At 33.1% G+C, this 23,800-nt stretch carries 23 protein-coding genes, 2 tRNA genes and 1 other annotated feature; of the genes, 24 read left to right on the forward strand and 1 reads right to left on the reverse strand.

Annotation, left to right across the window (positions count from 1 at the left end; all coding sequences use genetic code 11):
- Nucleotides 1-11 precede the first annotated feature (11 nt).
- The gene (locus tag D4Z93_RS01175; RefSeq protein ID WP_119969940.1) at nt 12-416 is read right to left on the reverse strand and encodes a nucleoside triphosphate pyrophosphohydrolase family protein; all 405 of its coding nucleotides are present in this window, start codon (nt 414-416) and stop codon (nt 12-14) included.
- Nucleotides 417-903: 487 nt separating this feature from the next.
- Between D4Z93_RS01175 and D4Z93_RS01180 the strand changes: the two genes are divergently transcribed.
- The 24 genes from D4Z93_RS01180 to fusA all read left to right on the forward strand — a co-directional run bounded on the left by D4Z93_RS01180 (nt 904) and on the right by fusA (nt 23,791).
- On the forward strand, nt 904-2,013 hold the full coding sequence (locus tag D4Z93_RS01180) for a PIN/TRAM domain-containing protein (RefSeq protein WP_119969941.1): 1,110 nt from the start codon (nt 904-906) through the stop codon (nt 2,011-2,013).
- 1 nt (nt 2,014) lies between these two features.
- On the forward strand, nt 2,015-2,728 hold the full coding sequence (gene ispD, locus D4Z93_RS01185) for a 2-C-methyl-D-erythritol 4-phosphate cytidylyltransferase (protein ID WP_119969942.1): 714 nt from the start codon (nt 2,015-2,017) through the stop codon (nt 2,726-2,728).
- Nucleotides 2,729-2,885: 157 nt separating this feature from the next.
- Nucleotides 2,886-4,283, forward strand: a complete 1,398-nt coding sequence (cysS, locus tag D4Z93_RS01190; RefSeq protein ID WP_119969943.1) for a cysteine--tRNA ligase — start codon at nt 2,886-2,888, stop codon at nt 4,281-4,283.
- 44 nt (nt 4,284-4,327) lie between these two features.
- Nucleotides 4,328-4,768 (forward strand): Mini-ribonuclease 3, encoded by a 441-nt coding sequence (locus tag D4Z93_RS01195; protein WP_119969944.1) that lies wholly within the window; start codon nt 4,328-4,330, stop codon nt 4,766-4,768.
- Nucleotides 4,752-5,495 (forward strand): FAD-dependent thymidylate synthase, encoded by a 744-nt coding sequence (gene thyX, locus D4Z93_RS01200; protein WP_119969945.1) that lies wholly within the window; start codon nt 4,752-4,754, stop codon nt 5,493-5,495. Before D4Z93_RS01195 ends, thyX begins: the two co-directional genes overlap by 17 nt.
- A 42-nt stretch (nt 5,496-5,537) precedes the next feature.
- Nucleotides 5,538-6,290, forward strand: a complete 753-nt coding sequence (rlmB, locus tag D4Z93_RS01205) for a 23S rRNA (guanosine(2251)-2'-O)-methyltransferase RlmB (protein ID WP_119974176.1) — start codon at nt 5,538-5,540, stop codon at nt 6,288-6,290.
- A 16-nt stretch (nt 6,291-6,306) separates the two neighbouring features.
- Nucleotides 6,307-6,819, forward strand: a complete 513-nt coding sequence (locus D4Z93_RS01210; RefSeq protein WP_119969946.1) for an NYN domain-containing protein — start codon at nt 6,307-6,309, stop codon at nt 6,817-6,819.
- Nucleotides 6,820-6,895: 76 nt separating this feature from the next.
- On the forward strand, nt 6,896-7,537 hold the full coding sequence (gene sigH, locus D4Z93_RS01215; protein ID WP_119969947.1) for an RNA polymerase sporulation sigma factor SigH: 642 nt from the start codon (nt 6,896-6,898) through the stop codon (nt 7,535-7,537).
- 70 nt (nt 7,538-7,607) lie between these two features.
- Nucleotides 7,608-7,682: transfer RNA gene (locus D4Z93_RS01220), tRNA-Gly, on the forward strand.
- A gap of 5 nt (nt 7,683-7,687) precedes the next feature.
- Nucleotides 7,688-7,763: transfer RNA gene (locus D4Z93_RS01225), tRNA-Thr, on the forward strand.
- Between the two features lie 72 nt (nt 7,764-7,835).
- Nucleotides 7,836-9,029: an elongation factor Tu gene (gene tuf / locus D4Z93_RS01230; protein ID WP_119969948.1), complete on the forward strand. Its 1,194-nt coding sequence runs from the start codon at nt 7,836-7,838 to the stop codon at nt 9,027-9,029.
- Nucleotides 9,030-9,211: 182 nt separating this feature from the next.
- Entirely contained in the window at nt 9,212-9,361 is a 150-nt protein-coding gene (rpmG, locus tag D4Z93_RS01235) for a 50S ribosomal protein L33 (RefSeq protein WP_119969949.1), read from the forward strand.
- 42 nt (nt 9,362-9,403) lie between these two features.
- Nucleotides 9,404-9,634, forward strand: a complete 231-nt coding sequence (gene secE, locus D4Z93_RS01240) for a preprotein translocase subunit SecE (protein WP_119969950.1) — start codon at nt 9,404-9,406, stop codon at nt 9,632-9,634.
- A gap of 47 nt (nt 9,635-9,681) precedes the next feature.
- Nucleotides 9,682-10,203 (forward strand): transcription termination/antitermination protein NusG, encoded by a 522-nt coding sequence (gene nusG / locus D4Z93_RS01245; protein WP_162920226.1) that lies wholly within the window; start codon nt 9,682-9,684, stop codon nt 10,201-10,203.
- A gap of 56 nt (nt 10,204-10,259) precedes the next feature.
- Nucleotides 10,260-10,685, forward strand: a complete 426-nt coding sequence (gene rplK / locus D4Z93_RS01250; protein ID WP_119969952.1) for a 50S ribosomal protein L11 — start codon at nt 10,260-10,262, stop codon at nt 10,683-10,685.
- Nucleotides 10,686-10,738: 53 nt separating this feature from the next.
- The gene (gene rplA / locus D4Z93_RS01255) at nt 10,739-11,428 is read left to right on the forward strand and encodes a 50S ribosomal protein L1 (protein ID WP_119969953.1); all 690 of its coding nucleotides are present in this window, start codon (nt 10,739-10,741) and stop codon (nt 11,426-11,428) included.
- A 34-nt stretch (nt 11,429-11,462) separates the two neighbouring features.
- Nucleotides 11,463-11,598: a sequence feature (ribosomal protein L10 leader region), on the forward strand.
- Nucleotides 11,599-11,631: 33 nt separating this feature from the next.
- Entirely contained in the window at nt 11,632-12,132 is a 501-nt protein-coding gene (gene rplJ / locus D4Z93_RS01260) for a 50S ribosomal protein L10 (RefSeq protein ID WP_119969954.1), read from the forward strand.
- A 42-nt stretch (nt 12,133-12,174) separates the two neighbouring features.
- The gene (gene rplL, locus D4Z93_RS01265; RefSeq protein ID WP_119969955.1) at nt 12,175-12,543 is read left to right on the forward strand and encodes a 50S ribosomal protein L7/L12; all 369 of its coding nucleotides are present in this window, start codon (nt 12,175-12,177) and stop codon (nt 12,541-12,543) included.
- A gap of 343 nt (nt 12,544-12,886) precedes the next feature.
- Entirely contained in the window at nt 12,887-16,624 is a 3,738-nt protein-coding gene (gene rpoB / locus D4Z93_RS01270; RefSeq protein ID WP_119969956.1) for a DNA-directed RNA polymerase subunit beta, read from the forward strand.
- 17 nt (nt 16,625-16,641) lie between these two features.
- A complete protein-coding gene (rpoC, locus tag D4Z93_RS01275; protein WP_119969957.1) occupies nt 16,642-20,178 on the forward strand; it encodes a DNA-directed RNA polymerase subunit beta' in 3,537 nt (1,178 codons plus the stop codon).
- A gap of 112 nt (nt 20,179-20,290) precedes the next feature.
- Nucleotides 20,291-20,530, forward strand: coding sequence for a ribosomal L7Ae/L30e/S12e/Gadd45 family protein (locus D4Z93_RS01280; protein WP_119969958.1), 240 nt, complete (start codon nt 20,291-20,293; stop codon nt 20,528-20,530).
- A 103-nt stretch (nt 20,531-20,633) separates the two neighbouring features.
- Nucleotides 20,634-21,011, forward strand: coding sequence for a 30S ribosomal protein S12 (rpsL, locus tag D4Z93_RS01285; RefSeq protein WP_119969959.1), 378 nt, complete (start codon nt 20,634-20,636; stop codon nt 21,009-21,011).
- Nucleotides 21,012-21,166: 155 nt separating this feature from the next.
- Nucleotides 21,167-21,637, forward strand: coding sequence for a 30S ribosomal protein S7 (gene rpsG / locus D4Z93_RS01290; protein ID WP_119969960.1), 471 nt, complete (start codon nt 21,167-21,169; stop codon nt 21,635-21,637).
- A gap of 84 nt (nt 21,638-21,721) precedes the next feature.
- Nucleotides 21,722-23,791 carry an elongation factor G gene (fusA, locus tag D4Z93_RS01295; protein ID WP_119969961.1) on the forward strand — a complete coding sequence of 690 codons (2,070 nt, stop codon included), beginning with the start codon at nt 21,722-21,724 and terminating at the stop codon, nt 23,789-23,791.
- The last annotated feature ends 9 nt before the right edge of the window (nt 23,792-23,800 follow it).

Consider the following 23,800-nt stretch of genomic DNA (forward strand, 5'->3'; position numbering starts at 1 on the left):
TTTGAAAAATATCATCTGAAAGTATATTTACCGAGAGTGTTCATCTTATCATATTCCTTAAGTATAATGTCAAATAAATTTAAATTTAAAATATTACATAGGGATGTAAGATAAAATAAATTATTACCTATCTCTCTTTCTAATATATCTCTGCAATTATCACAAAGTTTTCCGTCTACATGTGATTTGAGATATTTTTTCAAATCTTTAATATCCATATCCTCTTTACCAGTTGGAAAGTATTGTTTAACAGCATTTACTTTTATACATCCGCAATTTGTAACTGATTTGGCAATTGCCCTATTAATTCTTCCATTAGATTCCTGAAATTTGGTCATTATATCAATAATACTCTTATGTCTGAGTAACGATTCATCTACTGCATTTTGAAAGTCATCAAAAATTACATCTTTCATCAGGTTCAACTCCTTATAAAGATTTAAGTTATTATCACAAGTTAATTATAATTTTTTTTAGATAATTTTGTCAATAAAGTATAGTACAATTTTGAATTCAATTTATATAATAAAACAATATAAAATTTATTAATAGGGGGATGAATGGAGTAATTGATAATAAGAATAAGAAATCCATTCAAAAATTGTACATATATTATTTATTATAATAATTGTAATATAAGAATGGAAATTTAGTGGCAGGAATTTACTGTTAATGTGTTATAATGGGAGAGTATTAAATAAATCCACGGAAGATTAGGGAAAAGTATTTTAAACTCTTTTAGATTAAAGCCAATAAAATGATGATTAAAATGAGCGGATTAGGTAAATAATTTATTAAATAGTTGGAGTTTTATTGAAAAGTTCAACTTATTAATATATATTAAGTATTGACGGATTTAAAATACAAAAATTGTTAATAATTAGAATAGAGGAGGTGAGGCTGTTGCTTAAGAAAGTTTTAAGAGGTCTTTTTACAATTATAGGTGCAATATTAGGATACCTTTCTGGTAATGGTATAATTCATACAAGCTATTTTGAAAGACTTGGATATTTTAGCAATAGTCCTATAAAAACATTATTATTTTTAATTTTGTGTACAGTTTTATTTGGAATTATTTTATTTCTGTTATCCCCCTGGATTAATCTTGCTATAACAAAGACTATGGATTATATAGAGAGAAGTCTACAAAAATTGCCAGCAACAGAGATACTAGCTGGAACATTGGGTGCAATAATTGGACTTGTTATTTCAGCTTTATTTGTAAATGTACTATCAAAAATTCCAGTCATAGGTGCACTGTTAGCTGTGCTTGTAGCAATACTTATGGCAGTTCTTGGGGCCAATATTGCGATAAAAAGAAGAGACGAATTGATATCGATGCTTTCAAATATAACATTGAAGAGAAACGTTACAGTTAAAGATAAGGAAAAGAAGAGCAAAGTTCAATATAAGGGTGATCCGAAGGTATTAGATACATCTGTAATAATAGATGGCAGGATATTTGATATTTGCCAGACTGGATTTGTTGAAGGTACATTAGTAATACCTAATTTTGTACTAGCAGAGCTTAGACATATAGCCGATTCTTCCGATGGACTTAAACGTAATAGAGGAAGAAGAGGATTAGATGTACTTAATAAAATTCAAAAAGAACTTAATGTGGATGTAAAAATATATGAAAAAGATTTTCCAAATATAGCAGAGGTAGATAATAAATTGTTAAAATTAGCGCAAGTTTTAAATGGCAAGGTTATAACTAATGATTATAATTTAAATAAAGTAGCAGAATTTCAGGGTGTACCTGTTTTAAATATAAATGAATTAGCAAATGCTGTAAAACCAGTAGTTCTTCCTGGAGAAGAAATGAAAATACAGATAGTTAAAGATGGTAAAGAATCTGGACAGGGAGTTGCTTATTTAGATGATGGTACAATGATAGTAGTTGAAGGCGGAAAAAAGCATATAGGTAAGACAAAAGATGTAATAGTTACTTCTGTATTACAGACAGCTGCTGGAAGAATGATATTTGCCAGACAAAAAGGTGAGGTGTAATATGAAAAAGAATTATGCCATTGTTTTGGCAGCTGGGAAAGGTACGAGAATGGGAAGCCGTGTAAATAAGCAGTTCTTAAATTTAGATGATAGGCCTGTCTTGTATTATTCACTACATGAATTTTCCAAAAATAAACTTATTCATGGGATAATTTTAGTCTGCGGAGAAGATAAAATAGAATACTGCAGAGAAAATGTAATAAAAAGATTTAAAATAGGCAAAATAGTAGATATAGTTAAAGGTGGTACTGAAAGGCAAGATTCAGTATTAAATGGTTTAGATGCAGTACCAAGTCATGAATGTAATATAGTTTTAATTCATGATGCTGCAAGGCCATTTGTGGAAGACAATATTATAAAAAATGGTATAAAGTATGCAGAAAGGTATGGAGCAAGTGCCTGTGGAATTAGGCCTAAAGATACAATAAAGATAGCAGATAAGCTTGGTTTTTCATTAGGTACTCTTGATAGAAGTAAGCTTTTCTGTGTTCAGACGCCACAGTGTTTTAATTATGATATGATTCTTGACTGTCATAGAAAATTAAAAGAAGATGGAATAAAGGTTACAGATGATACAGCTGTAATTGAGCACTATGGGAACAAAGTTTACTTGTATGATGGAAGTTATAACAATATAAAGATAACTACACCGGAGGATATGATTATAGCAAATAGTGTAATTGAAAAATATCAATCTCTTACTTTGAATGTATGATTTAAATATTATTTTAAGGTAAGAGATTAATTTGTTAAGTATATACTTATCTAAATTACTCTTAAATAAGTTATAATAATATGTTAAAATATTTAAGAGATTATTTAATTAATAATAAGCATGTATAAATATTATACGTGATAAGGGGGAAATACTGATGAAAGTTTTTAATACAATGACTAGAAAAAAAGAAGAATTTATTCCCTTAAAAAAAGGGCAAGTGTCAATGTATGTATGCGGCCCGACTGTATATAATTTTTTCCATATAGGTAATGCGAGGACATTTGTAGTATTTGATACAGTAAGAAGATATTTTGAATATAGAGGGTATAAAGTTAAATTTGTTCAAAATTTTACTGATATAGACGACAAAATGATAAAGAGGGCAAATGAAGAAAATATAACAGTAAAACAATTAGGGGATACATTTATAAAGGAATACTATAAAGATGCAGATGATCTTAATATAGAAAGAGCCACAGTAAATCCTAGAGCAACTGAGTATATAGACCAAATAATAGAGTTTGTATCTGATCTTATAGATGGAGGGTACGCTTATGATGTAGATGGTGATGTGTATTTCAGTACTAAGAAGTTTAAGGAATATGGTAAATTATCAGGACAGAATTTGGATGAACTCCAATTAGGGGCTAGAATAGATGTTGACAGTAGAAAGAAAGATCCTATGGATTTTGCAATATGGAAAAAGCAAAAAGAAGGAGAACCAGCATGGAAAAGCCCATGGGGTATGGGAAGACCCGGATGGCATATAGAATGTTCATGTATGGCTTATAATTTACTTGGAGAAACAATAGATATACATGCAGGTGGGGCAGATCTTGCATTTCCTCATCATGAGAATGAAATAGCTCAAAGCGAGGCAAGAAGCGGAAAGAAATTTGCAAATTATTGGATGCACTCAGCATTTATAAATGTAAACAATCAGAAGATGTCAAAATCACTTAATAATTTCTTTACTGCTAGAGAAATATTAGAAAAATACGATGCTGATGTTTTAAGGCTATTTATGCTTTCAGGGCATTACAGAACTCAAATTAATTTTAGTATGGAGCTTTTGGATTCCACAAAGTCAGCATTAGATAGGTTGTATAATGCTATAACAAATTTAGAAAGTTTGTTATCTAAAGCGGTTGTCAATGATTTATTAGAATGTGAAAAAGAATATGTTAAATCATTGGATGAATATAAGAAAAAGTATATAGAAAAAATGGATGATGATTTTAATACTGCAGATGCTATATCTGTAATATTTGATTTGGTTAAGGATATAAATACGAATGTTAATATAAATTCCTCAAAAGAACTCATGCAATATTGTTTGAACTTAATAAGAGAGTTAGGATCTCCTTTAGGTATTCTTCAAAAAACTAAAAAGGGGAATATTGAGGATGAAATTAAAGAATTAATAGATAAGAGAGAACAAGCTAGAAAAAATAAAGATTGGGCCCTTTCAGACAAGATAAGAGACGAATTAAAAGAGCAGGGGATAATATTAGAAGACACACCAAATGGAGTTAGATGGAAGAAAATGTAGTTATTTCTGTGCCATAGATTGATAGAATAGATTGGAGAAGTTAAATGAATTTTTCTTTAATAAAAGGTAAATTAACAAAAAAGGATATTTTGAATTTAAGTCCTCTTGTCCTTGCATTTGTTGGAGATTCAATATATGAGGTTTTTGTAAGAACATATCTTGTTGAAGAGAACACAGAAATGTCAGTACACAAATTACATGTAAGGACAATAGAATTTGTTAAAGCACATGCTCAGAGTGAATTTATAAAGAAAATACAAAGTGAACTCACAGAAGAAGAGTTATATATATTTAAGCGGGGAAGAAATGCTAAGTCTGGTACAGTGCCTAAAAATGCAGATGTGAGGGAGTACAGACTGGCAACTGGATTTGAAACTCTCGTAGGATTTTTATATCTAATGGAAGAAGAAGAGAGATTAAACTATCTGATGAATCGTGTAGTAGACTTAAAGATATCGGAGGGGAAAAATGAAACTAAAAGTTAAATTGATTGAACATACGCCTAATCCAGAGAAAGTTGTGGCTGAGGCGGCAAAATTATGTTATAGTCCTGTTGGAATAGATGAAATTGAGCAGAATTTAACAGATGAAAAAGTAGAGAAATTTTTAAATAGGTTAATGTCATATGGTCATGAGTCTGTAGTTGAGCATGTTTCTTTTACATTTGCAGTTGAAGGTGTTTCACGAAGCTTGACTCATCAACTTGTAAGACATAGAATAGCATCCTATTCGCAGCAAAGCCAAAGGTACGTCAGGCTTAATAAATTTGATTACATAATACCACCTGAAATAGAAAATGATGAAAAAGCCAGGGAAACATTTATAAAGACTATGGAGCATATAACACAATCATATGTTGAGTTATCGAACATATTAAAAAATAAATATATTGATCAAGGAATAAAAGCTAAAGATGCTGAGAAAAAAGCAATTGAAGATGCCAGATATGTATTTCCAAATGCATGTGAAACTAAAATTATAGTGACAATGAATGCGCGAAGTTTGTTTAACTTCTTTAAGCATAGATGCTGTAATAGAGCACAATGGGAAATAAGAGAACTAGCTTATAATATGTTTCTTGAAGTAAGGAAGGTTGCACCAACATTATTTAAATATTGTGGACCATCTTGTGTGAATGGCTCATGTTCTGAAGGCAATATGACATGTGGTAAAATTGAGGAAGTTAGAGCTAAGTATAAAGAAGGTGAGTAATTGCAGAAGAAAAAGGTATTTAGAAGTAGTAAATCTGAAGATATGAAAAATGATTCATTTAGGGAGGATATGATTGAAGGAAGGAACGCTGTAATTGAAACACTGAAATCAAATAAAACCATAGAGCAATTGTTTGTTGCAAATGGAGAAATCTCAGGTTCTATAAATACTATATTAAAGTTGGCTAAAGAGAAGAAAGTAGTAGTTAAACGCGTTGATAGAAAAAAACTGGATAGATTATCTCAAACAGGTTCACATCAAGGGGTAATAGCACAGGTTACTCCATACGAATATTGTGATATATATGATATATTAGATTTTGCTTCTCAGAAATCAGAGAATGAATTTATAATAATTTTAGATCAAATAGAAGATCCACATAATTTGGGTTCCATAATAAGAACTGCTGAAACATGTGGAGTACATGGAATTATAATACCTAAAAGGAGAAATGTAGGAGTGACTCCAATTGTTTATAAGACATCAGCAGGTGCTGTGGAACATATGAGAATAGCCAAAGTTTCAAATATAAATAGTACTATAGATGAGCTGAAGGAACATGGTATATGGATTTATGGGGCAGATATGAAAGGTGAAAATTATTGCTTTGAGTCTAAGCTAAATGGGCGGATAGCTTTGGTTATAGGTAGTGAAGGAAGAGGAATATCCAAGCTTACTAAAGAAAAATGTGATGTGCTTTTAAAAATACCTATGGTTGGAAAGATATCGTCTTTAAATGCCTCTGTCGCCGCTGGTATACTTATGTATGAAACTTTAAAGCAGAGAATAAAATAGGGTTATGTGATGTAAAGTGAAAAATATTTTTGTAGATGGATATAACGTTATAAATAGTTGGTCTGAGTTAAATAAAATAAAAGAATATAGTTATGAATCCTCAAGGAACAAGCTTATAGAAATTTTGAGTAATTATGCGGTGTATAGGAATTATAGAGTTTTTATTATTTTTGATGCACATATGGTAATTGGAAGCATAGAGAAAAAGGAAAGAGTCAATAATAATGTAATGGTAGTTTTTACTAAAGAAGGAGAGACAGCGGATAGCTTCATTGAAAGGACTGTAAATGATATAGGACGTTCAGTTGAGGTATGCGTTGTGACATCTGACTCACTTGAACAGCAAGTTATTTTTGGACGTGGAGCAATTAGAATGTCATCGATAGAATTTTATAAAGAAGTACAATCAACTCGAGTTAATATACAAAAAAGAATTCATAAAGGGTATTCAAAGAAAAAATTTGAATTAAAAGATTCAATTGATACGGATATACTGGAAAAACTTGAAAAAATTCGGAGAAGCGAGTGAAAATCTATTGACTGTTAATTTATTTCTAAGTATAATCAGTATTGTATGATACATTCTTGACTTGGAGGGGATTACCTTGAGTAAAAAAGGTTGTGCTAGTAAAAAAGTTTCCTCCTTTGGAGATGAAGTAGACGAGGAAGTTGTTATAAAGGCTAAAAATGGAGATGTTAAATCTCAAGAATATCTGATTAATAAATATGAAAATTTCGTAAAAGCGAAGGCAAAATCCTATTTTTTGATTGGAGCAGATAAAGAGGACATATATCAGGAAGGAATGATAGGATTATATAAAGCAATAAGGGATTTTAGAACCGATAAATTGTCTTCTTTTAAAGCTTTTGCTGAATTATGTGTAACAAGACAGATTATTACTGCCATTAAGACGGCTACACGTCAGAAACATATTCCTTTAAATACTTATATATCTTTAAATAAACCTATATATGATGAAGAATCGGATAGGACTCTTTTAGATGTATTATCTGAAGCGAAAGTTGCTGATCCAGAGGAATTGATCATAAGTAAAGAAGAAATAAGCCACATACATACTGAAATCGGAGAGGTATTATCTAATTTAGAAATGGAAGTTTTAATGTCTTATCTTGATGGAAAGTCATACCAGGAAATTGCGTGTGACCTGGATAGGCACGCTAAATCTATAGACAATGCTCTCCAAAGAGTTAAAAGAAAACTAGAAAAATGTCTAAGTGATAAATAATTGTATATTGACAAAGGATTATACTTGTATTAAAATTGATAATCGGTATATAACTTTTAAACTATTATAAGCAGGAGTAGTTCAGTGGTAGAACACCAGCTTCCCAAGTTGGCTGTCGCGGGTTCGAGTCCCGTTTCCTGCTCCAAAATTGCCCATGTAGCTCAGTTGGTAGAGCGTCACCTTGGTAAGGTGGAGGTCACCGGTTCAATCCCGGTCATGGGCTCCAGTAAAATAAATTTGCAAAACACTAGGGTGAGTTTACTTAAACCAAAAGTTAATAATTTAGGGAGGAATAAAAATGTCAAAACAAAAATTTGAAAGAAATAAGCCACATGTAAACATAGGAACAATAGGACACGTAGACCACGGAAAGACAACATTAACAGCAGCAATAACAACAGTTTTATCAAAAGAGGGAAAAGCAGCAGCAACAAAATATGATGAAATAGATAAAGCACCGGAAGAAAAAGAGAGAGGAATAACAATCAATACAGCACATGTAGAGTATGAGACAGATAAAAGACATTATGCACATGTAGACTGCCCGGGACATGCTGACTATGTAAAGAACATGATAACAGGAGCAGCACAGATGGATGGAGCAATCCTTGTAGTAAGTGCAGCAGATGGACCGATGCCGCAGACAAGAGAGCATATATTGCTGGCATCAAGAGTTGGAGTTGACTATATAGTAGTATTTTTAAATAAAGCAGATCAGGTAGATGACCCGGAATTAATAGAATTAGTAGAGATGGAAGTAAGGGAATTATTGAACGAGTATAACTTTCCTGGAGATGACGTTCCAATAATAGTAGGAAGTGCGTTAAAGGTATTGGAGAATCCAGATGACCCGGAAGCAACGAAATGTATACATGAGTTAATGGATGCAATAGACAGCTATATACCGACACCACAGAGGGCAACAGATAAACCATTCTTAATGCCGGTAGAGGATGTAATGACAATAACAGGAAGAGGAACAGTAGCAACAGGAAGAGTAGAGAGCGGAATATTAAAAGTAGGAGACGAAGTAGAATTAGTAGGACTTAAAGAAGAAAAGACTAAGACGGTAGTAACAGGAGTAGAGATGTTCAGGAAGACATTAGACCAGGCAATGGCAGGGGATAATATAGGAGCATTGTTAAGAGGAATACAGAGAGATGATATAGAGAGAGGCCAGGTACTGGCAAAACCCGGTACAGTACATCCGCACAAGAAATTTGTAGGTCAGGTATATGTACTAAAGAAAGAAGAAGGCGGAAGACATACACCATTTTTTAATGGATACAGACCACAATTTTATTTCAGAACAACAGATGTAACAGGATCAATAAAATTACCGGAAGGAACAGAGATGGTAATGCCGGGAGATCACATCAATATGGATGTTGAATTAATAACACCGGTAGCAATGGATGAAGGATTAAGATTTGCAATAAGAGAAGGCGGAAGAACAGTAGGTTCAGGCGTCGTTACTACAATTGTTGAGTAATTGAATTTATAGGACTGGGTTTCTAGACCTAGTCCTTTTAAAAATCATTTACTGTGTATATTTAGGACAATTTTATTGACATATAAGCTGACTTATGATAAATTATCTAAGTGATGCACAATTATGAGAGATTAAAATATTAATATAAATATTATATATGTAGTTTTCAGGAGGTGTAAGAAATGAGAACAAAAGTAACATTAGCTTGTACGGATTGTAAACAGAGAAACTACAATACAATGAAAAATAAGAAAAATGATCCAGATAGGTTAGAAATGAAAAAATATTGTCCTTTTTGCCATAAACATACATTACATAAAGAGACTAAGTAGTCCTTTAGAGTCATAAATAAAATTTAGAGGATGTGAACAAAAATGGCTGTAGATAATAATGTAAAAAAAGTTAAAGGTTCAGCAGCGTCCGGCAGTGGTTTTATTGGCTTTTTAAAGGAATTGTTATCAGAACACAAAAGAATAACTTGGGCATCTAAAGATAAAGTAAAGAAAGCCACGATTACGGTTATGATATTTTGTGTCGTATGTATTGTAATTGTAGGTGTATTAGATTTTGGTTTTAATAATTTATTTAAACTTGTTTTTAAATAAAATTAAAAAAGGAGGGAGGAAGGGAATTAGTTCCCATTCCTTATATTATGGCAGATAAAGCTAGATGGTATGTAGTTCATACATATTCTGGTTATGAAAATAAAGTAAAGGCTAATCTTGAGAAAATCATAGAAAATAGAGAACTCTATGATTGTATAGACGATATTCAAGTTCCTATAGAAGAACAAGTAGAAGTAAAAGATGGGAAAAAGAAAATCACGCAGAAAAAGATATTTCCAGGATATGTTTTAATACACATGATAATGACAGATGATTCTTGGTATGTTGTCAGAAATACTAGGGGAGTTACAGGTTTTGTTGGGCCAGGATCGAAACCTGTACCACTTACAGATCAAGAAGTTGAGTCTATGGGCATAAAAGAAAAGGTAGCCAATATAGATATTGAGATTGGTGAAAATGTTAAAGTAAAATCTGGTCCGCTTGAAAATTTCCCAGCAGTTGTCCAGGAGATAAATACTGAGAAGAGAAAGATAAAAGCTTCAGTTAATATGTTTGGCAGGGAAACTCCTGTTGAACTTGATTTTAATCAAATAGGAAAATTAGATTAATTTACAAAAGTGGAAGGACAAAAGTCCATATTACCACATCATAGGAGGTGTAAAACATGGCTAAAAAAGTAGTAGGAATGATTAAACTTCAACTTGCAGCAGGAAAAGCAACTCCAGCACCACCAGTTGGTCCAGCACTTGGTCAGCATGGTGTTAATATTATGGGTTTCTGTAAAGAATTTAATGCTAAGACTGCTAGTCAAGCTGGATTAATAATACCAGTAGTAATAACTGTATACCAGGATAGATCTTTTAGTTTTATACTGAAGACTCCACCAGCAGCAGTATTACTAAAAAAGGCAGCAGGAATCGAAAGTGGTTCTGGTGTTCCGAATAAACAAAAAGTTGCTAAAGTTACTAAAGATCAATTGAAGCAAATAGCTGAAACAAAAATGAAGGATTTAAATGCTGCTTCAGTTGAAACTGCTATGAAAATGATAGCAGGTACAGCAAGAAGTATGGGAATAACTGTAGAAGAATAATTTTTAAATTAGTGGGAGGCATAAAACCGTTAAAACCACAAGGAGGATTTAAAATGGGAAAAAATTATAAAGAAAGTGTCAAATTAATTGACAAAAATACATTATATACTCCATCAGAAGCTGTGGAGCTTGTATTAAAAACATCAAAAGCTAAATTTGATGAAACTATAGATTTAGCTTTAAGACTTGGTGTAGATCCAAGACATGCAGACCAACAGGTTAGAGGAGCAGTTGTACTTCCTCATGGAACTGGTAAAAAAGTAAGAGTCTTAGTATTTGCAAAAGGTGATAAAGCAAAAGAAGCTGAAGATGCTGGAGCTGATTATGTAGGGGCTGAAGAATACGTACAAAAAATTCAAAAAGAAAATTGGTTTGATTTTGATGTCGTAGTTGCAACTCCAGATATGATGGGTGTTGTTGGTAGATTAGGTAGAGTTTTAGGACCTAAGGGATTAATGCCAAATCCAAAGTCTGGTACAGTTACTTTTGAAGTTGCCAAAGCAATAGATGAGATTAAAGCTGGTAAGGTTGAATATAGAGTTGATAAAACTGCTATAATTCATGTTATGATAGGAAAGAAATCTTTTGAAGCTAAAAAGTTAGAAGAAAATTTCCACACATTAATGGATGCTGTAGTTAAAGCTAAACCAGCAGCAGCGAAAGGACAGTATTTGAAATCAGTAGTAATTTCAAGTACAATGGGACCTGGAATAAAAATAAATCCAGTTAAAGTTTTAGATTAATATTGACATATGTTATAGATTTGTATATAATCTTAACAGTTTAGTAAATATTCCATAGACAGTAGGTGCGAAAGCATAAAGGATTATCCAACCTACCGAGGATTCCAATAGACATATATTTTGAAATGTTGGTCTCTTCATGTTTATGGAGGGACTTTAAATTTTGTATAAAACAGTTTAAACTGTGAGGAGGTGGACACACAGTGGGAAAAAACAGAGAATTAAAAGAAGCAAAGGTTTTAGAAATAAAGGGAAAAATGGAAAAGGCTAAGAGTATTGTTATTTCTAAGTATCAAGGCTTAACCGTAGAAGAAGATACTACACTTAGAAGAAATTTAAGAGAAGCTGGTGTTGAATATAAAGTTTATAAAAATACTTTAGGTACATTAGCAGCAAAAGAGTTAGGTTATGAAGGATTAAATGATCTTCTTGAAGGACCAGTTTCAATTGCGTTTGGATATGAAGATCCTACTGCTCCAGCAAGAATTCTTAACGAATTTGCAGAAGACCATAAAAAATTAGAATTAAAAGGTGGAATAGTTCAAGGAGAATTCTTTGATAAGGATAAGATTATACAACTTGCAAAGATTCCGCCAAAAGAAGTTCTTATTGCAAAACTTCTTGGAAGCTTCAAAGCTCCATTATCAAAAGTTGTTTATTTATTAAATGCTATAAAAGAACAAAAAGAATCTCAAGAAGCATAATTTTGTATATTTAATGAAAGGAAATTTTGGAGGTGCCAATAAATGAATAAGGAAGAAATAATTCAAGCTATAAAAGATATGAGCGTTTTAGAATTAAATGATTTAGTAAAAGCATGTGAAGAGGAATTTGGAGTAAGTGCAGCTGCTCCAGTTGCAGTTGCAGGTGCTGCTGCAGGTGCTGCAGGCGCTGCAGAAGAAAAAACTGAATTTGATGTAGTATTAACAAGTGCTGGATCAGAAAAGATCAAGGTTATAAAAGCAGTTAGAGAAATAACTGGATTAGGATTGAAAGATGCTAAAGCATTAGTTGATGGAGCTCCTAAGACATTAAAAGAAGCTATAGCAAAAGATGAAGCAGAGGCTATGAAGTCAAAACTTTCAGAAGTTGGAGCTACTGTTGAATTAAAATAATAACCTTTAAAATTAAGAGACACTTTAAAAAAAGTGCCTCTTTTTTAAAATATAAAGTAAATAATTTGTACATTAAAAGGGTTGTTTATTATATTGCTGTGAAATTAAATATGTTTCCTGTTATTATTTTAGTACTCTAATATATGTTGACAGTATAATTAAATTGTGATAAAATAATAAATTGCATTGATTAATTGTAAAATTTATGTTTATTTTAAATTGAAAATTGTATTAATTATGCAAAATAGGTTATAATAATTTGATAGCAGTGAAATTAACCCAGAAATACATTTTAAAGTATGTGTTTTTGGTTATTTTTAGTTTATGCAAGGGGTGAAAGTCAATGGTACATCCTGTCCAAGTTGGTAAAAGAACAAGAATGAGTTTTTCTAGGCTTAATGAAGTGGCGAAAATGCCAAATTTGATTGAAGTTCAGTTAGATTCTTATAATTGGTTTCTGAACGAAGGTCTACAGGAAGTTTTTGATGATATTAATCCTATTCAAGATTATACAGCAAATTTAAATTTGGAATTTGTTGGATACAAACTTGATATGGATAATATCAAATATTCTGTTGAAGAGTGTAAAGAGAGAGATTCGACTTATGCAGCACCATTAAAAGTAAAGGTTATGTTACTTAACAAGGAAACTGGTGAAGTTAAAGAACAAGAAGTATTTATGGGAGATTTCCCTCTTATGACAGAACAAGGAACCTTCATTATAAATGGAGCTGAGAGAGTAATTGTAAGCCAGTTAGTTAGGTCGCCAGGTGTATATTACGATATGACAATCGATAAAACAGGGAAAAAACTTTTTTCATCGACGGTTATACCAAATAGAGGTGCATGGCTTGAATATGAAACAGATTCTAATGACATAATATATGTAAGGATAGACAAAACGAGAAAATTGCCTATAACTATTTTGATTAGAGCAATGGGCTATGGAACGGATGCTGAAATAGTTGATTTCTTTGGTGAAGATGAAAGATTAAAGTCTACTATAGAAAAAGATAATACAAAGACTCGTGAAGAGGCATTACTTGAAATATACAAGAGATTAAGACCGGGAGAACCTCCTACTGTTGATAGTGCACAGTCGCTTATTGAATCTCTATTTTTTGATGCAAAAAGATATGATTTATCAAGGGTAGGAAGATATAAATTTAATAAAAAACTAGCTTTATATCTTAGGATAATGAATAGAATATCAGCTTCTGATGTTGTCAATCCACAAACCGGTGAAATAATGGTTCAAAAAGGTGAAAAGATAACTAGAGAAAATGCACTTCAAATACAGAACTGTGGTATTAATGCAGTTGATATTGAACTTGAAGATAGAACAGTTAGAGTTATAGGAAATCACTTTGTTGACATACATAAAATTGTCAATTTTGACATTTCTGATTTAAATATAAAAGAACTCGTCTATTATCCAGCTTTAAAGGAAATATTGGATAATTATAGTGATGAAAATAGTATAAAGAATCAAATAAAGAAAAATATACATTCCCTAATACCAAAACATATTATAAGAGATGATATATATGCAACTATAAGTTACGAATTGGGACTTGTATACGATGTTGGTCATACTGATGATATTGATCATCTTGGAAATAGAAGACTTAGATCTGTTGGTGAACTACTTCAAAATCAGTTTAGAATAGGACTCTCTAGAATGGAAAGAGTGGTTAAAGAGAGAATGACTATTCAAGATCAAGAGGTAATAACACCACAGGCATTAATAAATATAAGACCTGTAGCAGCAGCTATTAAAGAATTTTTTGGTAGTTCACAGCTCTCACAATTCATGGATCAAACTAATCCTCTATCAGAACTTACTCATAAGAGGAGATTATCTGCTTTAGGACCGGGTGGACTTTCCAGGGAGAGAGCTGGATTTGAAGTTAGAGATGTTCATCATTCACATTATGGAAGAATGTGTCCTATAGAAACTCCAGAAGGACCAAATATAGGGCTTATAAATTCATTGGCAGCATATGCAAAGGTAAATGAATATGGTTTTATAGAGGCACCTTATAGATTAATTGATAAGGAAAATGGAGTAGTAACAGATAAAATAGTTTATATGACTGCAGATGAGGAAGATCAGTATTTGATTGCGCAGGCGAATGAGCCTATAGATGAGGATGGTCATTTTGTAGATAATAAGGTTACAGTAAGAGATAAGGAAGATGTCATTGTTGTTCCTCCAAAAGATGTAGATCTTATGGATGTTTCTGCAAGGCAGATGGTTTCTGTTGCAACTGCAATGATACCGTTTCTCGAAAATGATGATGCTAGCCGTGCACTTATGGGGTCTAATATGCAGCGTCAAGCTGTGCCTTTATTGAAGCCCCAGGCTCCTATAGTTGGTACTGGAATAGAATATAAAGCAGCAGTAGATTCAGGGGTATTACCTAAGGCTAGAAATGCAGGAACAGTTGTATTTGTAGGTTCTAATGAAGTAAGGGTAAAAAGAGATTCTGATGGAAGTATAGATACGTATAGGCTACTTAAATTTAAGAGATCCAATCAAAGTTCATGCATAAATCAAAGACCTATAGTTTCTAAAGGAGAACGAGTAGAAAAAGGTACTGTAATTGCTGATGGACCTTCCACAGATCTTGGAGAAATAGCATTAGGAAAGAATATTAGAATGGGATTTATAACATGGGAAGGTTATAATTACGAAGATGCCATGTTAATTTCTGAAGAATTGGTTAAAGAAGATGTATTCACATCGATTCATATAGAAGAATATGAAGCAGAGGCAAGAGATACCAAACTGGGACCTGAAGAAATAACAAGAGATATACCTAATGTTGGCGAAGATGCATTAAAGGATATAGATGACAGAGGAATAATAAGAATAGGTGCGGAGGTTAGAGCTGGAGATATACTTGTTGGTAAAGTTACTCCAAAAGGAGAGACCGAACTTACAGCTGAAGAAAGATTGTTAAGAGCCATATTTGGTGAAAAGGCAAGAGAAGTAAGAGATACCTCACTTAGAGTTCCGCATGGAGAATCAGGAATAATTGTAGATATAAAAGTATTTACAAGAGAAAATGGGGATGAACTCCCTCCAGGAGTAAATAAATTAGTTAGATGTTATATTGTTCAAAAGAGGAAGATATCGGTTGGAGATAAGATGGCAGGAAGACATGGTAATAAAGGTGTTATTTCGAGAATATTACCAGAGGAGGATATGCCTTTCTTACCAGATGGAAGACCTCTTCAGATATGTTTAAACCCATTAGGAGTGCCTTCACGTATGAACATTGGTCAGGTACTTGAGGTTCATTTAGGCTGGGCAGCGGCAGAAATGGGATGGCATATAGCAACACCAGTGTTTGATGGAGCAACTGAAGATGATATACTTAAATGTCTTGAAAAAGCAGGATATGATAAAGATGGTAAAACTGTATTGTATGACGGAAGAACAGGAGAACCTTTTGATAGTCGTGTAACTGTAGGATATATGTATATATTAAAACTTGCTCATTTAGTCGATGATAAAATACATGCGAGGTCAACAGGACCGTATTCATTAGTTACTCAGCAGCCACTAGGAGGTAAAGCCCAATTTGGAGGACAGAGATTTGGAGAAATGGAGGTATGGGCACTTGAAGCATATGGTGCAGCTCATACACTTCAGGAAATATTGACGGTTAAGTCTGATGATGTAGTAGGTAGAGTTAAAACCTATGAAGCTATTGTTAAGGGAGAAAATATACCTGAACCAGGAGTACCTGAATCATTTAAAGTTCTTATAAAGGAACTTCAGGCATTATGTCTTGATGTTAAAGTGTTAAATGATGATAATGAAGAGATAAAACTTAAAGAATCTGTTGAAGACGATATGGAAGATTTGGATGTAAATATAGAAGGAAATGAAGATTCTAATGATTCTAATGATTCTAATGATTCCAATGATTCTTCTAAGCAATTGCAACATCCAGACGGATATGGTCAATCTGATGAAAATGATGGTGAATTAGATCTCGATTATGATGATTTATCTTTAGATGATATTCAGAATAATTTAGAAATAGATGATTTTAATGACGAACATTAGGAAGGGAGGATGTACCCTTGTTTGAATTGAATAATTTTGATGCATTGCAAATAGGGCTAGCTTCGCCTGAAAAGATAAGAGAATGGTCAAGAGGTGAAGTAAAAAAACCTGAGACAATAAATTATAGAACTCTAAAACCTGAAAGAGATGGTTTATTTTGTGAGAGAATTTTCGGGCCTATAAAAGATTGGGAATGCCATTGTGGAAAATATAAAAGAATAAGATATAAAGGCATAGTTTGTGATAGGTGTGGTGTTGAAGTTACAAAGGCAAAAGTTAGACGTGAGAGAATGGGGCATATAGAACTTGCAGCCCCTGTATCTCATATATGGTATTTTAAAGGTATACCATCACGTATGGGATTAATTTTAGATATGTCACCAAGGGCATTAGAAAAAGTGCTTTATTTTGCTTCATATGTTGTTTTAGATCCTAAAGAAACACCGCTTTTGAAGAAACAGCTTTTGAATGAAAAAGAATATAGAGAAGCAGTGGATAAATATGGTGATGATAGTTTTTCAGCAGGAATGGGTGCCGAATCAATTAAAAAACTATTAGAAGAAATAGATCTTGATCAGCTTTCGGATGACTTAAAGAAGGATTTAAAGACTAGTACAGGGCAAAAAAAAGTAAGAATAATAAGAAGATACGAGGTTGTGGAATCATTCAAAAAGTCGGGAAATAGACCTGAATGGATGATTATAGATGTAATACCTGTAATTCCTCCTGATTTAAGACCTATGGTTCAGCTTGATGGTGGAAGGTTTGCAACATCAGATTTGAATGATTTGTATAGAAGAGTTATAAATAGAAATAATAGACTTAAGAAGTTATTAGATTTAGGAGCACCAGACATAATAGTAAGAAATGAAAAAAGAATGCTTCAAGAAGCAGTTGATGCTCTTATAGATAATGGAAGAAGAGGAAGAGCTGTAACTGGTCCCGGAAATAGGCCTTTAAAATCTTTATCAGATATGCTTAAAGGTAAACAAGGAAGGTTCAGACAGAATTTGCTTGGAAAGCGTGTTGATTATTCAGGACGTTCAGTTATAGTTGTTGGGCCGGAACTTAGAATGTATCAGTGTGGACTCCCAAAAGAAATGGCACTTGAACTATTTAAGCCATTTGTAATGAAAAAGTTAGTAGAAAGTGGATTATCTCACAATATAAAAAGTGCTAAGAGAATGGTAGAGAGAGTACAACCACAAGTATGGGATGTATTAGAAGATGTTATAGCAGATCATCCAGTATTATTAAATCGTGCACCTACGCTTCATAGACTTGGAATACAAGCATTTCAGCCTGTACTTGTAGAAGGTAGAGCAATAAAATTACACCCGCTTGCTTGCACAGCATATAATGCTGATTTTGATGGCGATCAAATGGCAGTGCATGTTCCATTATCAGTTGAGGCTCAAGCAGAAGCTAGATTTTTAATGCTTGCTGCACATAATATACTCAAACCATCAGATGGTAAGCCAGTAGTAGTTCCTACACAGGATATGGTGCTTGGTTCTTATTATTTAACAATAGATAAGGATAATGTAAAAGGTGAAGGTAGAATGTTCTCGTCCCCGGATGAGGTGATTATGGCATACCAATTGAAGCAAATAGATATACATGCTAAGATCAAAGTTAAGTTGACTAAGATTAAGGATGGAGAGAAAATTACTGGAATAATAGGAACAACTCCAGGTAAAATTATATTTAATGAATCAATTCCTCAAGATTTAGGCTTTGTAGATAGAACTATACCTGAGAATGAGTTCAAATTAGAAATAGATTTTCTTGTCGCAAAGAAGAATTTAGGAAAAATTATAAATAAATGTTATATGAAACATGGAGCAACTCAAACATCTATAATGCTTGATAAAATAAAAGCAAAGGGATATCATTATTCAACGATAAGCGCTATAACAGTTTCAACTTCAGATATGGTGGTTCCAGAAGCCAAGAAAACTTTACTTGCAGATGCAGATGCAGCTGTTGATAAAATTGAAAAAATGTACAGAAGAGGTTTTATATCAGAAGATGAAAGATATGAAAGAGTTATAGAGAAATGGACTAAGACAACCGAAGATGTAGCAGATGCTCTAATGGAAAATCTCGATAGATTCAATCCTATATTCATGATGGCAGACTCAGGAGCCAGAGGTTCAAAGAGTCAGATAAAACAGTTAGCAGGCATGAGAGGACTTATGGCTAATCCATCGGGTAAGATTATAGAACTCCCTATCAGGTCATCTTTCAGAGAAGGACTTGATGTTCAGGAATACTTTATATCTACACATGGCGCTAGAAAAGGAAATGCAGATACAGCACTTAAAACAGCGGATTCTGGATATTTGACAAGAAGGCTTGTTGATGTAAGCCAGGATGTTATAGTAAGAGAAGAAGATTGTGGAACTCATAATGGATTTGAAGTTTCGGAGATAAAAGAAGGAAATGAAGTTATAGAAAGTTTAGCAGAAAGGCTTACAGGAAGATATTCTGCAGAGGATATAATAGATCCTAATACAGGTGAAGTTGTAGTTCCAGGTGATACTTATATGGATATGAAGCTTGCTGAAAAAGTTGAAAAGACTGGTTTAAAAAAGGTAAAGATAAGATCAGTATTTACATGTAAATCCAAGCATGGTGTTTGTGCAAAATGTTATGGAATGAATATGGCAACTGCTCAAAAGATAAATATAGGAGAATCAGTTGGTATAATAGCAGCTCAAAGTATTGGAGAACCTGGTACTCAGCTTACGATGAGAACATTTCATACAGGTGGTGTTGCAGGATCTGATATAACTCAAGGTCTTCCAAGAGTTGAAGAATTATTTGAAGCAAGAAAACCAAAAGGTCTTGCTATAGTAAGTGAAGTTTCAGGCGTAGTAAGGATGGAAGAAACAAAGAAAAAGAGAACTGTAGTAGTTGTAACTCAAAGCGGTGAAGAAGTAACATACGATATACCATTCGGATCAAGACTTAAGGTATCTAATGGAGATGAAATAAATGCTGGAGATGAAATAACAGAAGGGTCCGTTAATCCACATGATATATTAAGGATAAAGGGTGTCCAGGGAGTTAAAAATTATCTTTTATCTGAAGTACAAAAAGTTTATAGATTACAGGGTGTTGATATAAATGATAAACACCTTGAAGTAGTAATAAGACAGATGACTAGAAAGATAAAGATTGAAAGTCAAGGAGATACTGAACTTCTTCCTGGAACTATGGTAGATATGTTTGATTTTGAATCCGAAAATGAAAGAATTGAAGCAGAAGGTGGAGAACCAGCTGAAGGGAGAGTTGCTTTACTTGGAATAACTAAAGCAGCACTTGCTACAGATTCATTCTTATCGGCAGCATCCTTCCAGGAAACTACAAGAGTACTTACAGATGCAGCTATAAAAGGCAAGGCAGATCCACTTTTGGGTTTGAAGGAAAATGTAATTATAGGAAAATTAATACCGGCTGGTACCGGGATGACTAGATACAGATCAGTAAAGATAAGTACTGATGGTGAGGAAGAAACAAAGCAATTGAATGATGAAATACAGGCTTAGAATTTAATTTATTGACATAGTAGTTTTAAAATGATAAAATACATCTGTGTGTTTTTTGACAGGGCAAAGTTTAAAGCTTTGACCCTGTAGTTATTGTAAGGAGGGACGTTTTATGGTTTCAAGACTTGAAGGCGATAAAGTTATTGGTATAAAACAGACAATTAAAGCTATAAAGAATTGCGAAGTGAAGACTGTTTATATAGCTAAAGATGCTGATGAAAAGTTAATAAGACCGGTTATTAATTTAGCTGAAGAAAATGCCCTTAAAATCATATATGTACCTACAATGAAGGAACTAGGACATTTATGTGCGATAGATGTAGGTGCATCAACAGTTGCTATTTTAAAGTAACACTAGCTTAAGTTTATATCATTAATTTAATATAAAGTTTATTATTCAGTTATACATCTTAATATAAGTTTTTATGTATAACATTTGATGAGGAGGTGTAGCTATGCCAACTATTAGCCAATTAGTAAGAAAAGGTAGAAAGACAGCAAGTGCTAAATCAACAGCACCAGCACTAAAAGAATGTCCTCAAAAAAGGGGAGTTTGTACAGTAGTAAAAACTACAACACCTAAAAAGCCTAACTCAGCTCTAAGAAAAATTGCAAGGGTTAGATTAACAAATGGTTTTGAAGTTACTGCTTACATACCGGGAGTAGGACATAACTTACAAGAACACAGTGTTGTTCTTATAAGAGGAGGAAGAGTTAAGGATCTTCCAGGTGTTAGATATCACATAGTTAGAGGTGCATTAGACGCAGCAGGAGTGGCTAACAGATTACAATCAAGATCAAAATATGGTGCAAAAAAACCAAAACAAAAATAATGCTTTGGTAATTTAAGTTGAAAATAGTGCTATGTCTTCAGCATTTATATATAGATTTTTGCAGAAGTACAGAGCACTTTACGGTAATTTTATATTCTTTATGATTATCGAGTACCGATGAACTTAAATTTAAAAATGTTAAGGAGGGAAGAAAAGTGCCAAGAAAAGGACATATACCTAGGAGAGATGTATTACCAGATCCAATGTATAATAGTAAAGTTGTTAGCAAATTGATAAACAACATAATGCAGGATGGTAAAAAAGGAGTAGCACAAAAAATATGCTACGGTGCTTTTGAATTAATTAAACAGAAGACTGATAAAGATCCAATGGAAGTATTTGAGGCAGCAATGAATAATGTAATGCCATTACTTGAAGTAAAAGCAAGGAGAATAGGTGGTGCTACATATCAGGTGCCAATAGAAGTAAGACCTGACAGAAGACAGACTTTAGGAATCAGATGGATTCTTGGAGCAGCAGCTAAAAGAGGAGAGAAATATATGAGAGAAAGACTCGCTTCTGAACTTATGGATGCAGCTAATAATACGGGTGCAGCTGTAAAGAAGAGAGAAGATACTCATAAAATGGCTGAAGCTAATAAAGCTTTTGCACATTATAGATATTAATATTCAAAACTGTTTTGGGTTATGCCAAAGCAGTTTTGTCAAATTTTAAATCCTAAACTTTACTTTTTAGAGGAGGAAGATTAAGTGGGAAGAGAATATCCATTAGAAAAATACCGCAACATTGGAATAATGGCACATATTGATGCCGGAAAAACAACTACTACTGAACGTATACTTTTTTACACAGGAAAGACTCATAAGATAGGAGAAGTTCATGAAGGTGAAGCCACCATGGACTGGATGGTTCAGGAGCAGGAAAGAGGTATAACAATAACTTCTGCAGCGACTACTTGTATGTGGAAGGATCATGTAATAAATATAATAGATACACCAGGACACGTGGATTTTACGGTAGAAGTTGAAAGATCACTTAGAGTTTTGGATGGTGCGGTTACAGTATTAGATGCAAAGGGTGGTGTTGAACCACAAACTGAGACTGTATGGAGACAGGCAGATAATTACAAAGTACCTAGAATGGTATATGTAAATAAAATGGATTCAACGGGTGCAGATTTTTACATGTGTGTAAACATGTTAAGAGATAGATTACATTGTAATGCAGTTCCAATTCAAATTCCAATAGGTGCAGAGGATAAATTCAAAGGAATTGTAGATCTTATTGAGAATGAAGCTATTATATATGAAGATGATCTTGGAACTGTTATGGATGAAGTTGAAATACCAGATGAATTAAAAGATAAAGCAGCTGAATATAGAACAACTTTAGTTGAAGCTGTAGCTGAACAAGATGAAGAATTAATGATGAAATATCTTGATGGTGAAGAGTTAACTGCAGATGAAATTAAATCTGTTCTTAGAAAAGCTACTATTTCAAATGAAATAGTTCCAGTTGTTTGTGGATCATCATATAAAAATAAAGGTGTTCAGCCAATGATAGATGCAGTTATTGCTTATATGCCATCACCACTGGATATACCACCAATAAAAGGAACAGTTCCTGATACTGATGAACCAGCAGAGAGACCTGCATCTGACGATGAACCATTGGCAGCATTAGCATTTAAGATTGCAACTGACCCATTTGTAGGTAAGCTTGCTTTTACTAGAATTTACTCAGGAATAATGAAGAGTGGTACATATGTATATAATTCAACAAAGGGTAAGAAAGAGAGAATAGGCAGATTAGTTAGAATGCATTCAAATCACAGACAAGAGGTAGAAGAACTTAGAGCCGGTGAATTAGGTGCAATAGTTGGTTTAAAGGAAACTTCAACAGGTAATACTCTTTGTGATGAAGAAAATCCAATCATACTTGAAAGTATGGAATTTCCAGAACCAGTTATACGTGTAGCTATAGAACCAAAAACAAAGGCAAGTCAGGAGAAAATGGGTATAGCTTTAGCAAAACTTGCAGAGGAAGATCCTACATTTAAAACATATACCAATCATGAAACTGGCCAGACAATTATAGCAGGTATGGGAGAACTTCATCTTGAGATAATTGTTGATAGACTACAAAGAGAATTCAAAGTAGAATGTAATGTTGGTGAACCACAGGTTGCATACAAGGAAACAATTAGAAAAACTGTTAAAGCTCAAGGTAAATTTGTAAGGCAGTCTGGTGGACACGGTCAGTATGGTGATTGTTGGATAGAAATGATACCGACAGAAGAAGGATATACATTTGAAAATGCAATTGTTGGAGGAGCTATTCCAAAAGAATATATTCAACCAATTGATAATGGTATACAAGAAGCCTCTAAAAGTGGTATTGTAGCCGGATATCCTGTTATTAATTTCAAAGTCAAATTATATGATGGATCATATCATGATGTCGATTCATCAGAAATGGCATTTAAAATTGCTGCTTCAATGGCATTTAAGAATGCTATGGGTAAAGCAGATCCAGTTTTGCTTGAACCTATGATGAAAGTAGAAGTTACAACACCAGAAGAATATATGGGTGATGTAATGGGAGATATTAACTCTAGAAGAGGTAGAATAGAGGGAATGGAACCAAGATCAGGTGCACAAGTGATTAGAGCATTTGTTCCACTTTCAGAAATGTTTGGTTATGCTACTGTTTTGAGATCAAGAACTCAAGGCAGAGGAAATTATTCAATGGAATTTGATCATTATGAAGAAGTTCCAAAGAGCATACAGGAAAAGATAACTGGAGATAAAAATAAATAAGTAACAAAT

The organism is Clostridium fermenticellae, assembly GCF_003600355.1.
Classification (GTDB): domain Bacteria; phylum Bacillota; class Clostridia; order Clostridiales; family Clostridiaceae; genus Clostridium_AV; species Clostridium_AV fermenticellae.